The organism is Polynucleobacter nymphae (assembly GCF_018882155.1).
Lineage (GTDB): Bacteria > Pseudomonadota > Gammaproteobacteria > Burkholderiales > Burkholderiaceae > Polynucleobacter > Polynucleobacter nymphae.
In genome coordinates this window covers 1,483,514-1,496,327 of the sequence record NZ_JACVPA010000001.1, presented here as the reverse complement: position 1 = coordinate 1,496,327, position 12,814 = coordinate 1,483,514, and the positions used below count along the sequence as shown (strand labels likewise).

At 44.3% G+C, this 12,814-nt stretch carries 14 protein-coding genes; 8 read left to right on the top strand and 6 right to left on the bottom strand.

Translation table 11 applies throughout. The features are described 5' to 3' along the window. Positions 1-26: 26 nt before the first annotated feature. On the bottom strand, positions 27-2,678 hold the full coding sequence (gene mdeB, locus ICN29_RS07800; RefSeq protein ID WP_216131416.1) for an alpha-ketoglutarate dehydrogenase: 2,652 nt from the start codon (positions 2,676-2,678) through the stop codon (positions 27-29). A 34-nt stretch (positions 2,679-2,712) separates the two neighbouring features. Then, a complete protein-coding gene (locus ICN29_RS07795; RefSeq protein ID WP_216131413.1) occupies positions 2,713-3,669 on the bottom strand; it encodes a 2-oxo acid dehydrogenase subunit E2 in 957 nt (318 codons plus the stop codon). A gap of 147 nt (positions 3,670-3,816) precedes the next feature. Between ICN29_RS07795 and ICN29_RS07790 the strand changes: the two genes are divergently transcribed. From ICN29_RS07790 to ICN29_RS07780, 3 genes are read left to right on the top strand one after another with little or no spacing between them, the layout of a single operon-like run. Next, positions 3,817-4,281 carry an Lrp/AsnC family transcriptional regulator gene (locus tag ICN29_RS07790; RefSeq protein ID WP_088525350.1) on the top strand — a complete coding sequence of 155 codons (465 nt, stop codon included), beginning with the start codon at positions 3,817-3,819 and terminating at the stop codon, positions 4,279-4,281. A 39-nt stretch (positions 4,282-4,320) separates the two neighbouring features. Next, complete coding sequence (locus tag ICN29_RS07785) at positions 4,321-5,082, top strand: SDR family oxidoreductase (RefSeq protein ID WP_216131410.1); 762 nt, start codon at positions 4,321-4,323, stop codon at positions 5,080-5,082. Positions 5,083-5,111: 29 nt separating this feature from the next. After that, entirely contained in the window at positions 5,112-6,095 is a 984-nt protein-coding gene (locus ICN29_RS07780) for a Bug family tripartite tricarboxylate transporter substrate binding protein (protein ID WP_216131408.1), read from the top strand. Between the two features lie 8 nt (positions 6,096-6,103). Here ICN29_RS07780 and ICN29_RS07775 read toward each other — a convergent pair whose 3' ends face one another. Next, positions 6,104-6,628, bottom strand: coding sequence for a gamma carbonic anhydrase family protein (locus ICN29_RS07775; RefSeq protein WP_216131405.1), 525 nt, complete (start codon positions 6,626-6,628; stop codon positions 6,104-6,106). A 45-nt stretch (positions 6,629-6,673) separates the two neighbouring features. After that, positions 6,674-7,876 carry an ammonium transporter gene (locus tag ICN29_RS07770; protein ID WP_216131404.1) on the bottom strand — a complete coding sequence of 401 codons (1,203 nt, stop codon included), beginning with the start codon at positions 7,874-7,876 and terminating at the stop codon, positions 6,674-6,676. Positions 7,877-8,012: 136 nt separating this feature from the next. Here ICN29_RS07770 and ICN29_RS07765 point away from each other — a divergent pair, with 136 nt between their 5' ends. Both ICN29_RS07765 and ICN29_RS07760 read left to right on the top strand, forming a co-directional pair. Next, positions 8,013-8,375, top strand: coding sequence for a Rap1a/Tai family immunity protein (locus ICN29_RS07765; RefSeq protein ID WP_216131401.1), 363 nt, complete (start codon positions 8,013-8,015; stop codon positions 8,373-8,375). Between the two features lie 47 nt (positions 8,376-8,422). Continuing rightward, positions 8,423-8,710, top strand: coding sequence for a membrane lipoprotein lipid attachment site-containing protein (locus tag ICN29_RS07760; RefSeq protein ID WP_216131398.1), 288 nt, complete (start codon positions 8,423-8,425; stop codon positions 8,708-8,710). A 34-nt stretch (positions 8,711-8,744) separates the two neighbouring features. Here ICN29_RS07760 and ICN29_RS07755 read toward each other — a convergent pair whose 3' ends face one another. Then, on the bottom strand, positions 8,745-9,134 hold the full coding sequence (locus ICN29_RS07755; RefSeq protein ID WP_216131395.1) for an OsmC family protein: 390 nt from the start codon (positions 9,132-9,134) through the stop codon (positions 8,745-8,747). 50 nt (positions 9,135-9,184) lie between these two features. Next, positions 9,185-9,595 carry a rhodanese-like domain-containing protein gene (locus ICN29_RS07750; RefSeq protein ID WP_216131393.1) on the bottom strand — a complete coding sequence of 137 codons (411 nt, stop codon included), beginning with the start codon at positions 9,593-9,595 and terminating at the stop codon, positions 9,185-9,187. Positions 9,596-9,653: 58 nt separating this feature from the next. Between ICN29_RS07750 and ICN29_RS07745 the strand changes: the two genes are divergently transcribed. From ICN29_RS07745 to ybeY, 3 genes are read left to right on the top strand one after another with little or no spacing between them, the layout of a single operon-like run. Then, a complete protein-coding gene (locus tag ICN29_RS07745; protein ID WP_216131390.1) occupies positions 9,654-10,916 on the top strand; it encodes a putative Na+/H+ antiporter in 1,263 nt (420 codons plus the stop codon). 48 nt (positions 10,917-10,964) lie between these two features. Further along, on the top strand, positions 10,965-12,311 hold the full coding sequence (gene miaB / locus ICN29_RS07740; RefSeq protein WP_216131387.1) for a tRNA (N6-isopentenyl adenosine(37)-C2)-methylthiotransferase MiaB: 1,347 nt from the start codon (positions 10,965-10,967) through the stop codon (positions 12,309-12,311). Beyond that, on the top strand, positions 12,301-12,759 hold the full coding sequence (gene ybeY, locus ICN29_RS07735) for an rRNA maturation RNase YbeY (RefSeq protein ID WP_216131384.1): 459 nt from the start codon (positions 12,301-12,303) through the stop codon (positions 12,757-12,759). The genes miaB and ybeY overlap by 11 nt, the downstream gene beginning before the upstream one ends. Positions 12,760-12,814: the final 55 nt, after the last annotated feature.

Sequence of the window (12,814 nt, the reverse complement as noted above, 5' to 3'; positions counted from 1 at the left end):
GGCAATAGTGAAGCCATCATAAGGCATCAAGACAAAAGATTATTTTTCAAAGATTCTTTCGCTACCCTATAAATGCTGTCTGCATTAACGCCAAAATATTCGCGCAATGCAGCCCTCGTATCACTTCTACCAAAACCATCAGTACCGAGCGTAATATACCCCCTGCCTTCAGGAATATAGGCACGAATACTTTCGGGGAGCGCGTGCACATAATCTGTAGCAGCCACAATCGGGCCACGCCCTTCGGTAAGTGCTTGGCTAATAAATGCCTGCTCAACATCAGACTCACCAGACAGCCTTGCTTGCTCTTTTGCCTTGCCATCTCTAGATAATTCACTCCAGCTGGTCACGCTAAAGATATCGACATTGATGCCATCATTGGCAAGCATCTCTGCTGCCTTTAATACTTCAGTCATGATTGCGCCAGAACCAAGCAAAGTGACACTAGACTTGGTATCGCCATTACTAGCCTTAACCGTCTTGAATTTGTAGCAACCACGAATCACGCCCTCATTTACGTTCTCAGGCAGATCAGGCTGAGCATAGTTTTCATTCATGAGAGTAATGTAATAGAACAAATCTTTTTGATCGACCAGCATGTCGCGCATACCTTGTTCCATAATTACTGCTAACTCGCCTGCAAAAGCGGGGTCATATGCCTTGCAATTAGGGATGGTTGCTGCAACGAGCTGGCTACTGCCATCTTGATGCTGCAAACCTTCACCACCCAATGTTGTTCTACCAGAGGTTGCGCCCAATAAAAATCCTCTGGCACGTTGATCAGCAGCAGCCCAGATAGCATCACCAATACGCTGAAAACCAAACATCGAATAATAGATATAGAAAGGCAACATTGCGATGCCATGTACGCTATAGCTAGTTGCTGCAGCAGTCCAGCTTGCAATCGCACCAGCCTCACTAATGCCCTCTTCCAGAATCTGTCCATCTAATGCTTCGCGATAGCTCAGCACTGAGCCAATGTCTTCTGGTTCATAGTGTTGGCCAACGCTAGAATAAATACCAACCTGTTTAAATAAATTGGCCATGCCAAATGTGCGTGCCTCATCTGCAACAATTGGAACTACTCTAGGGCCAAGTTCTTTATCTTTCAGCAAGTTTCCAAGCATGCGCACGAAAGCCATCGTCGTTGACATCTCTTTTGACTCAGCCTTGATTGCAAAAGCTGCATAAGAAGTAATATCTGGGATATTTAATTGCCCGCATTCTGAATAGCGCTTAGGCAGCTGACCGCCAAGCTTATTTCTCTGATTTTTTAGATATTTCAGTTCTTCACTATTCTCATCAGGCCTAAAGAAGGTGAGGCTAGTAGCCTGCTCATCCGTTAATGGCAAATTAAAACGATTGCGATATGCAATCAATGCTTCATCATCTAATTTCTTCTGACTATGGGTGGTCATTTTTCCTTGACCTGCGTTACCCATGCCATAGCCTTTTTTGGTATGCGCCAAGATCACCGTTGGCTGACCTACATGATCAGCAGCAGCTTGATAGGCAGCGTGGATTTTGACTAAATCATGGCCGCCTCTTTTGAGCCGATCAATTTGCTCATCAGTCATACCCTGAGCCAGACGAGCTAACTCTTCATTTTGACCAAAGAAATTTTTACGATTGAAGCTGCCGTCTTTTGCAGCAAAGGTTTGCATTTGTCCATCAACGGTTTGAGCAAAAGCTTTTACTAGTGCTCCAGTAGTGTCTCTGGCAAACAGTCCATCCCAATCGCTGCCCCAAACTAATTTAATTACGTTCCAGCCAGAACCTCTGAATAGCTTTTCAAGCTCATCAATAATTCTGCCATTGCCACGAACAGGGCCATCTAAGCGCTGTAAGTTGCAATTGACTACCCAAACTAAGTTATCCAGTTTTTCTCTAGAAGCTAAGGTCAGGGCGCTCATGCTTTCTGGCTCATCCATCTCGCCATCACCAAATACACCCCAGACTTTTCTAGTAGAACAATCTAATAATTTTCGATCGCTAAGATAGCGCATAAAGCGCGCATGGTAAATCGAACTAATAGGTCCTATCCCCATTGAGCCTGTTGGGAACTGCCAAAAATCAGGCATTAACCAAGGATGTGGATAGCTTGATAAACCCCTTGCTCCAGATTCGGGTGCAGTAATCTCGCGTCTGTAATGAGCAAGATCATTTTTGGTCAACCTTCCCTCTAGATAAGCACGTGCATAGACTCCGGGGGCGCTATGAGGTTGAAAGAAAACCAAGTCTCCGCGCTCTTTGGCGTCTCCACCTTCGGTTCTTGCACGGAAAAAATGATTAAACCCAACTTCAAATAAATCTGCTGCACTCGCATAGCTAGCAATATGACCGCCCAACTCCCCATACGCTTCATTTGCTTTTGCAACCATTGCGAGCGCATTCCACCTCATCAAAGAAGCGAGTTTTTCTTCAATTGCAAGATCTCCAGGGAATGGGGGTTGCTCATCCACGGGGATGGAATTGACATAAGGGGTCACTAAATCAGGTACCCAATTGATTTGATTTTTATTGGCTAGCTTTAGCAAATTATCCAAAATGAATTTAGCCCGCGCACTATCGCCTGAGGCTAGCAAATCCATAAACGCCTCATTCCACTCCGCAGTTTCTGCTGGATCGTTATCAACGTGCTCAAGATTTAAATATTTTTTTATGTCGGGAGCATTCATGAAAAATTCCTCTTTAACTTTTTATACTTTAAATTCACAAGGTAACTTTACGAAAATCGCCCAATAGCTGGGTAAGGTAGCCAGTGAAGTGGGTTGCTAGAGCACCATCAATCACGCGATGATCTGCAGTCATGGAAAGCGGGCAAATGAGGCGCGGAACAAATTGCGCCCCATCCCAAAATGGCTTTATGGCAGATGTATTGACCGCCAGAATTGCTACTTCTGGCGCATTCACAATCGGGGCGCAGTAAGTGCCGCCAATTCCACCTAATGAAGATATCGTAAAAGAAGCGCCTTGCATCTGGTCTGGCTTTAACTTAGCTTCGCGTGCTAACTTTGCTAGAGCAGCAGTCTCCTGTGCGATCTCCACAATGCCCTTCTGATCCACATTCCGAATTACCGGAACTACCAAGCCACCTATGGTGTCTACCGCAAATCCAATATGGAAGTATTTTTTTAAGATGAGATCTTCGCCATCAAGAGAGGAGTTAAACGTTGGATACTTCTTGAGCGCAGCCACTGCCGCCTTAATTAAGAATGCCAATAAAGTAATCTTCACTTCATCTTTTTTATTTTCTTTATTTAATGCAGCACGAAACTCCTCTAGTTCCGTGATATCCGCATCATCGTGATAGGTCACCGCCGGAATCATTACCCAATTACGCGCTAAATTAGCAGCTGAAACTTTTTGAATTCGGCTGCGAGCTTGGCGCTCAATTTCTCCAAACTTGGTAAAGTCGACCTTAGGCCAAGGCAGCAGGTCAAAATCTAAACTAGGATGACTTACTTGGGCAGATGAACTTTCTCTTGCCAACATTGAGCGCTTGATAAATTGCCCAATGTCTTCTTTAGTAATTCGGCCTCTTTGACCACTGCCCAAAACCTGCGCAATATCGACGCCAAATTCACGGGCAAATTTTCTGGCCGAGGGGCCAGCCCAGTACTGAGGTGCAGTCATGGCTTGATCTTTTTGGACCCCAGGAAACGTCATCTCAATACCCACAGCTCCTCCAAGAATTAAGGGGTGTCTTTATAGCTTTATTGTGTTGGATTACAAACAAAATAGGATGCTATTTATTGGCTAAAAATCATATTTTTCAGCATAATATATCGTGTAATTAACTATTTATAGAATTTTATGAAACTAGATCCCATAGATATCAGAATATTGAATGAATTACAAAATGATAGCTCCCATAGCAATGTGGAGCTAGCCAAGCGGGTTCATCTATCGCCCTCGCCCTGCTTAATGCGCGTTAAGGCGCTGAAAGATAAAGGCGTTATCCGAAACTATGTTGCCCTAGCAGACCCTAAGATTTTGGGGCTTGGCTTAAATGTCTTTATCTCGATTAGTCTTAAAGAGCAATCCAAAGAGGCTTTGGCGCAATTTGAACAACGTATCTCTGAGCACGATGAAGTCATGGAATGCTATCTCATGACTGGCGATAGCGACTATCTGATCCGTGTGGCAGTAGCTGATATGGGTGCACTGGAAAAATTTATCCTAGAACAGCTAACGCCAATACCTGGAATTGAAAAAATTCGGTCTAGCTTTGCCTTAAAACAAGTGCGCTATAAAACTGCTTTACCATTACCCAAGTAAATATAGAATTTATCTAAGACATTGATTAGAAAGAAAGCGATGCCACAAACAAATAATAAAGTAGCACTCGTCACTGGAGCTGGCGTAGGCATTGGAAGAGCGGCAGCTAAAGCACTTCTGAAAGGCGGCTATCAAGTTGTGCTCACTGGACGCAATCTAGAAAAGCTAGAGAAAGCAATTATCGATATTGGCGGCAGCAATGAAAACTGTCTAGCCGTAACTTGCGATGTCGGTAAGCCTGAGCAAGTCAGGAAATTATTTGCAGCCTTAAAAGAACGCTTTGGGCGGATCGACGTATTGTTTAATAATGCAGGCGTTGGTGCGCCAGCGATTCCGATGGAAGACTTGACATACGAACAGTGGATGAATGTTGTGAATTCAAATCTCTGTGGCGCCTTCTTATGCTCACAAGAAGCAATTCGTATGATGAAAGCGCAATCTCCACAAGGCGGCAGAATTATTAATAACGGCTCTATCTCTGCACATGCTCCAAGGCCTATGTCAGCGCCTTATACCGCCACTAAACATGGAATTAGTGGCTTAACAAAAACGATTGCGCTAGATGGTCGTCCATTTAATATTGCTTGCGGTCAAATTGATATCGGTAATGCGGCAACCGAAATGACTCAGCGTATGGCTGCTGGCATCATGCAGGCTGATCAATCTATCAAGGTTGAACCACGCATGGATGTAGATCACGTAGGAGAGGCAGTATTGCATATGGCCCAACTGCCACTAGAAACCAATATTCTGTCGATGACTATCATGGCGACCAAGATGCCTTTTGTGGGTAGAGGCTAATTTTTAATTCAGTATCACTGGGGTAGCTCATGAAAAATTTATATCGTCGCAAATGGCTCAGCCTTGCAATTTGTGCTGCATTATTGCCAAGCTTTAATGCAATCTCTGCCCCAGAGAATGATTACCCAAACCGTCCAATCAAAATTGTGATTCCTTTTCCTGCTGGAGGTAGTACCGATGCCATGGCCCGCAATCTTGGCCCAGCGCTCGGCAAAGTTCTTGGCCAATCGATTCTGATTGAGAATAAGTCTGGAGCATCTGGCACGGTAGGCGCAGACTTTGTTGCAAAGGCAACTCCGGATGGTTACACCATATTGATGGGAACCTTGCATCTCACGATCGCCCAATCTGTTTTCCCAAAACTGAATTACCGTATCGATAAAGATTTAGTGCCTATTGGAACCGTAGGCATGATTCCGAATGTTGTAGTGGTAAATGCTTCTATTCCCGTTAATAACATCAAAGAATTAGTTGCGCTCACTAAAGCCAATCCTGATAAATATGACTACGCCTCAGTGGGGCCGGGCTCAGCTCACCACCTGATCGGGGAAATGTTCAAAATCAAAACTGGGGCCAACTTAACCCATATTCCCTATCGCGGAAGTGGGCCTGCTGTTGTGGATTTACTTGGAGGTCAAGTATCAGTGATGTTTGACACAATTCCTTCCGCTCTTCCACATATTAAAGATGGAAAAATAAAAGCGCTTGCAGTTACTACTGCAAAACGCTCTAGCGTTCTACCAAACGTACCCACTTTGATTGAATCTGGAGTTGCAATAGACGTAGGCACCTGGAATGGTTTGATGGCGCCTGCAGGCACCGATCAAGCCATCATTGATAAACTCAATCGTGCGATTGTGACCGTGCTGAACGATCCTGAGATGCGCAAACAACTGCAAGCGCTTGGTATTGAACCAATGCCAAGTACGCCCGGAGAACTAAAGGTGCGTATCAATAAGGAAATTGTTGACTACAGTAATTTGGCTAAAGAACTCAAACTCAGCGTTGATTAGTTTAAAACCTAAGCAATCTTTTTAAGTGTCTTGATATAACGCTGTGCATTTTTGACATAGCGTCCAGCAATATCAAGAATGCCAGCAATCTGCTCTGGGCTTAATGTCTTTACTGCTTTGGCGGGTGAGCCAATAATCATTGAGCCATCCGGAAACTCCTTACCTTCAGTAACCAGAGCTCCGGCACCAACCAAACAGTTCTTGCCAATCTTTGCACCGTTCAAAATCACGGCACCGATACCAATCAGACTGCCATCTCCAATATGACAACCGTGCAGCATGACTTGATGTCCCACTGTAGCGTTCTTACCAATAATGAGTGGGTAGCCAGGATCAGCATGCAGGACTGATGCGTCTTGGATATTGCTGCCTTCACCGATTTGAATAAGATCGTTATCAGCACGGATCACGACTTTAGGCCAGATGCTCACATTTTTATGGAGTTCTACCCTCCCAATTACTTCAGCACTCTGAGCAACCCAAGCGCCCTCAGATAGCTGAGGAGTCATTCCGTCTAGTTCAAATATAGCCATGACTCATTATAGGTATGAATCAGGCCATAGATAAAGACTGCAAAACTACCAATTAGGCTCACGATCTGGAGTGGACGAAATGCGGTGGATACTTAAATCAGCGCCTTCATATTCCTCCTCTTGAGACATCCGAATACCGAGCACTGCCTTCAGCGCTCCGTAGACCAAAAATCCACCAAGCAGGGCAATGCTCACACCCAGTGCGCTACCAATCAGTTGGCCTGTAAAGGTGACGCCACCAATACCACCCAGTGCTTTCGTTCCAAAAATACCAGCAGCCAATCCACCCCAGAGTCCACATAGACCATGCAAAGGCCAAACACCCAGAACATCATCAATCTTCCAGCGGTTTTGCACCAAGGTAAACATGTACACAAACAATGCGCCTGCAACTAAGCCAACGAATAATGCGCCAACTGGATGCATTAAATCAGATCCCGCACAAACAGCAACCAAGCCTGCAAGAGGGCCGTTATATACGAATCCTGGATCGTTGCGACCAACAATCCAAGCAGCGAGTGTGCCGCCAGCCATTGCCATTAATGAATTCATGGCAACCAAGCCGCTGATCTTATCGATTGTCTGCGCGCTCATTACATTAAAACCAAACCAACCTACTGCCAGAATCCACGCACCTAAGGCTAAAAATGGAATGCTTGAAGGTGGATGTGCAGAAATTTGACCCTCTTTGGTATAGCGGCCACGACGAGCTCCTAAGAGAATCACTGCTGGCAGGGCAATCCAACCGCCTACAGCATGAACAACTATTGAGCCAGCAAAATCATGAAATTCTTCACCAGTCAAACCCTTGATCCATGCTTGAATACCATAGTGCTGATTCCATGCAATTCCTTCAAAGAAGGGGTAAATAAAACCCACTAGCACAAATGTGGCAATCAACTGTGGATTAAATTTAGCGCGCTCTGCTATACCGCCAGAAACAATTGCAGGAATAGCAGCAGCAAAAGTGAGTAAGAAGAAAAATTTCACTAACTCATAACCGTTTTTCTCGGCCAGCAATTCCGCGCCAGAGAAAAAACTCACGCCATAAGCGATGCTATAGCCAATAAAGAAATACGCAATCGTTGAAACTGCAAAGTCGACCAAGATTTTGACCAATGCATTCACTTGGTTCTTTTTACGAACCGTTCCCAATTCTAGGAATGCAAAACCGGCATGCATCGCCAGAACCATGATGGCACCGAGCAAGATAAATAAAGTATCGCTACCTGTTTTCAAAATTTCCATCAAATTCCCCCTCTTGTTTTTTGCATCATTATGGGGAAAAAATAATCCCAAATAAGTGCGGAATGCACTTATTTAGTGCACTAACTAGCCCAATATATGGTTTATGATGAATTTTCATATACCTAAGGGGTAACTCATGAAGAAAGTTCTCGTTGTTTTGGCTGCTCTGGCAGCATTTTCTAGCCTAGCCCAGGCACAAGAAAAGATCAAAGTCCTTAGCACTCAAGAATTAGTGAACGATTGCAAGCTCCCTGCAAGCCCAGAATCCCGTAGTTTTTGTATCGGCTTTACTACTGCGATTTATGAAACCTATTTAGCTACCCGCCACCCCAAAAGCGCCAAACCTTTTATTTGCGTTAAGCAACCTGCCCCACCACGCGATGAAGTGATCGGTGATTTTGTAAAGTTTGCACAATCAAATCAACAAGTAGCTGATAAGCCAGCTGCCGGCGTGTTCTTAGGATTCATGGCTACACGCTTTCCATGTGCCGGCAAATAATTCACGGAACTTATCAAATCTAAAATATATTCAAAGGATCAGTTGATATGAAAAAAATTATTGCAATTACCGTAGCAACTCTAGCTATTGCTGGCTGCTCAAATATGAGCAATACAGAACAACGCACGCTTTCAGGTGCAGGTATTGGCGCAGCTGCTGGCGCGGTCGGTACAGCCATTTTCCACGGCAACCCTCTTTGGGGTGCGGTTGGTGGCGCGGCTGTTGGTGCGGCTTCTGGTTATGTATACGATGCTTACAAGAAAGAGCAAGCGTCAGAATATAAGTCTGGCTATAACGCTGGTAAAAATAATCAGCCGGCTAAAGCGCCTAACTAAAACTGGCTTCATCGCAATAAAAACCCAGCTTGTATTAATTGATAAGCTGGGTTTTTATTTGAATCTGCCCCGCCAAAGCTTTATGAATAGGGCACTTATTTGCAATCTCCAGCAAGCGCTCTTTTTCTTCTGCATTGAGATTGCCAATTAACTGAATCTCGCGTGTAAATATCTCAACATCATCTGCCCGCTCAATATCAACAGTCACAATAGCGTTCTCTAAACTCATTGCTTTACGGCTGGCATACATTTTTAAGGTCATGCTTGTGCAGGCCGCTAAGGCGGCGCCTAAATATTCATGTGGACTTGGCCCAGTTCCGCCACCGCCCTTACTCACCTCTGCATCAGATAAAAAATGCAAATCACCTACGCTCAACTTTTGCTGGAGCGGGCCTTCGCCAAACTGCGACTCTACTTTTCTCATGGTGACCTCAAATGAATTAAACCATTCTGATTATTGATCTAAACTCCGAGTTATGCTGAATGGGGTTTGCTCACTTTAGCGACAGTGGGTAAGTGAGCTTTTTTCCAGGCACTAAACCCACCCTCTAGATGCGCCACTTTTGGGACTCCCATTCTTTGTAGCGTCTCAGTGGCTAAGGCAGAACGCCAAGCAGAAGCGCAATAAAGAACTAAACGTTTGCCTTCACCAAAAATTGGCTTGTAATAAGGGCTATCTGGATCGACCCAAAATTCCAACATTCCTCTAGGAGCATGGATCGCATTTGGAATCATGCCTTCGCGCTCTAGTTCTCGAATATCACGAATATCGACAAAAACGGTATCGGGATCTCCTAGTAAGTCTTGTGCTTTTTCTAGGGGAATGGTTTCAATTTGGGCCATTGCGCAAGCAATAAGCTCTTCATAGCCAATTTTTAATTTCACTAAAATCTCCTAAAGTGATAATTTCTTAAAGTAGTGAATCACCTGCTACCATTCTGCAATGAACTTTACCCCCACAGAACTTGGTGCCAGCATTATTTTTGCTATTGCAGTTTTACATACTTTTTGCACTGGTTATTTTGAGTCGCTGGCTAAAAATTCTAAGGCCCATGCAGGCCTTTGGCACCTTCTAGGTGAAGTTGAAATTGTTTTTGGCCTTTGGGCTGCAGTTTTGATCATTTTCATGTGTTTTATGAATGATTTAGATACCGCAAAAGCTTTTTTAGAAAAGCGTAACTTTACAGAGCCTTTATTCGTATTTGCCATCATGATTGTGGCAGGCAGTAAACCCATTCTGTTTGTCTCTACTGAAATTTTGCACCTCCTTGCAAAAGGCCTGCAATTTGTTTTGCGCATTAGAAGTGCTCCGACCCTATATTTCTTAGCACTAGCAATTACGCCATTATTAGGCTCACTCATAACCGAGCCTGCTGCCATGACATTGGCTGCGTTTCTATTACGTGACCTGGTATATCGACACCAATGTTCAAAGAACTTAATGTTTGGAACGCTGGGTGTGCTCTTTGTCAACGTCTCCATTGGCGGAACCTTAACCAACTTCGCTGCACCACCAGTACTGATGGTGGCCTCAACTTGGGAGTGGAGCTCAGCATTCATGTTTGCTAACTTCGGTATTGAATCTTGTATTGCAATTTTTATTAATGCGCTTGGGGCAACATTACTATTTCATCGTCAGCTCATCGAGCCGAGTAGCACTACGAAAAAAGTCAAAATTCCACTCGCAGTGATCTTGATGCATTTACTATTTTTAATCGGTGTGGTGGTATTTGCTCATGACCCCGTTATCTTTACGTGGATATTGTTGTTCTTTATTGGCTACACTACTGCTTACCCCAAACATCAAAGCCCGCTTATCCTAAAAGAAGCTTTGTTAGTGGGATTTTTCTTAGGTGGGTTGGTAGTCTTAGGCTCACTTCAAGGATGGTGGTTACAACCCATTCTTCAAATGATGAGTCCAACTGCGGTCTTTTATGGCAGCCTGGCACTAACAGCAATTACAGATAATGCAGCGCTGACGTATTTGGGATCCTTGGTTACAGGTACTTCCTTGGACTTCAAGCTAGCCTTAGTGGGCGGCGCGGTTGCTGGTGGCGGATTAACCGTCATCGCCAATGCCCCCAACCCAGCGGGGATCGCTATCTTGCGGCACCACTTTCCAAATGGAACCGTCTCGGCCCTATACCTACTAATAGCGGCACTTCCACCCACAATAGTGGCAATTCTGGCTTATCGACTCCTATAAACAGTAAAATCTGAGCTTCGCCCCCAGTTATAAACCTGAGAACGGCATATGAAAAAGCTCTATATCAAAACCTTTGGCTGTCAAATGAACGAGTACGACTCGGGCAAGATGGCTGACCTCCTACATGCCAATGAAGGCATGGTCATGACTGATACGCCAGAAGATGCAGATGTTGTTCTTCTGAATACGTGTTCTATTCGAGAAAAAGCAGAAGATAAGGTCTACTCTGATTTAGGGCGCTTGCGCGAACTCAAGAAAACTAAACCTAATTTATTAATCGGTGTCGGTGGTTGCGTAGCTAGCCAAGAGGGCCAGCAGATTGTGAGTCGAGCGCCCTATGTTGATGTTGTCTTTGGCCCGCAAACATTGCATCGCCTATCAGATCTGCTTGCACAACGTCGTAAGACTGGCATCCCTCAGATAGATATCTCTTTTCCTGAAATTGAAAAGTTTGATCATCTTCCCGCATCCCGCCAAACACGCGGGTCTGCTTATGTATCAATTATGGAAGGCTGCTCTAAATACTGTAGCTATTGTGTAGTTCCCTATACACGAGGTGAAGAAGTATCAAGGCCATTTGATGATGTGCTTACCGAGGTTGCAGGACTCGCTAGCAAAGGAGTTAAGGAGATTGTCTTGCTTGGTCAGAACGTCAATGCCTATCTTGGAAAAATGGGAGGCACTGAAGAAATTGCCGACTTTGCTTTACTGATTGAATACATTGCAGACATTCCTGGGGTCGAACGTATTCGTTTCACCACAAGTCACCCTAAAGAATTCACCCAACGCCTGATTGATGTGTATGCCAAAGTTCCTAAGTTAGTAAGCCATTTACATCTACCCGTTCAGCATGGATCTGATTCCATACTGTCCGCCATGAAACGAGGCTATACCGTACTGGAATACAAAAGCATCATTCGAAAGATGCGAGTTGTACGACCTGATTTAACCTTATCGAGCGATTTTATTGTGGGCTTTCCGGGTGAAACTGAAGCCGACTTTGAAAAACTATTGAAGATGGTTCGCGATCTCGAGTTTGATAATAGTTTCTGCTTTATCTTCAGTCCTCGCCCAGGCACACCTGCAGCCAACCTCAGTGATGACACTCCATATGAAACCAAACTCAAGCGCTTGCAAACGCTCTTAAGTCTTGTTGAAGAGCAGGCCAATCGGATTAGCCAAAAAATGTTGGGCAATACTGAGAGAGTCTTGATTGAAGGCTTAGCAAAAGATGGTGTCAACCTGCAAGGTCGCGCTGAAAACAATCGCGTTGTACATTTCACAGTACCCGATCAAGAAATTGAATCACTTATCGGGCAAATGGTTGATATTCGTATAACCGAAGTACTCAATTACACCTTAAGAGGCGAATTAGTCGAAGCCCATGCTCACTAAACTCACCATTGATATTCAATATGCAAGTCCAGCTATTGAGGCTTCTGTAGCTAAGGCGGCCTCAATCACCTTAATCAAAAAATGGGCGAAGGCTGCTACAAGCTATGGTGGTTTATTAACACTGCGTTTTGTGAATACGGCGGAGGGAAAGAAGCTAAATTTTTCTTTTCGAAAAAAAGATTACGCTACTAATGTCTTAACTTTCCCATACGAGCTTTCAAAAACTACTTTAGCTGCAGATATTATTTTTTGTCTACCCATTATTCAAAAAGAAGCAAAAGAGCAAAATAAGTCTTTAAAAGCACATTTAGCTCACCTCATTGTGCACGGCTGCCTCCATGCCCAGGCTTATGATCATGAGACAAAAAAAGATGCCGGGAAAATGGAAGCGCTGGAGCTCAAAATTTTGCATCGACTAGGCTTTGCAAACCCCTATCTAGACCAGTAATTCACGATCTGATATGTATTCATCGATTTAACTTATTTCTACGCTATTCTTAGAA

Excerpts from the sequence above, each read along its gene's own strand:
- ICN29_RS07745 (WP_216131390.1), top strand. The coding sequence starts at position 9,654 with ATGAACTTTACCCCCACAGAACTTGGTGCCAGCATTATTTTTGCTATT.
- miaB (WP_216131387.1), top strand. The coding sequence starts at position 10,965 with ATGAAAAAGCTCTATATCAAAACCTTTGGCTGTCAAATGAACGAGTAC.
- ybeY (WP_216131384.1), top strand. The coding sequence starts at position 12,301 with ATGCTCACTAAACTCACCATTGATATTCAATATGCAAGTCCAGCTATT.
- mdeB (WP_216131416.1), bottom strand. The coding sequence starts at position 2,678 with ATGAATGCTCCCGACATAAAAAAATATTTAAATCTTGAGCACGTTGAT.
- ICN29_RS07765 (WP_216131401.1), top strand. The coding sequence starts at position 8,013 with ATGAAGAAAGTTCTCGTTGTTTTGGCTGCTCTGGCAGCATTTTCTAGC.
- ICN29_RS07755 (WP_216131395.1), bottom strand. The coding sequence starts at position 9,134 with ATGAGAAAAGTAGAGTCGCAGTTTGGCGAAGGCCCGCTCCAGCAAAAG.
- ICN29_RS07775 (WP_216131405.1), bottom strand. The coding sequence starts at position 6,628 with ATGGCTATATTTGAACTAGACGGAATGACTCCTCAGCTATCTGAGGGC.
- ICN29_RS07790 (WP_088525350.1), top strand. The coding sequence starts at position 3,817 with ATGAAACTAGATCCCATAGATATCAGAATATTGAATGAATTACAAAAT.
- ICN29_RS07770 (WP_216131404.1), bottom strand. The coding sequence starts at position 7,876 with ATGGAAATTTTGAAAACAGGTAGCGATACTTTATTTATCTTGCTCGGT.
- ICN29_RS07760 (WP_216131398.1), top strand. The coding sequence starts at position 8,423 with ATGAAAAAAATTATTGCAATTACCGTAGCAACTCTAGCTATTGCTGGC.
- ICN29_RS07780 (WP_216131408.1), top strand. The coding sequence starts at position 5,112 with ATGAAAAATTTATATCGTCGCAAATGGCTCAGCCTTGCAATTTGTGCT.
- ICN29_RS07795 (WP_216131413.1), bottom strand. The coding sequence starts at position 3,669 with ATGACGTTTCCTGGGGTCCAAAAAGATCAAGCCATGACTGCACCTCAG.
- ICN29_RS07785 (WP_216131410.1), top strand. The coding sequence starts at position 4,321 with ATGCCACAAACAAATAATAAAGTAGCACTCGTCACTGGAGCTGGCGTA.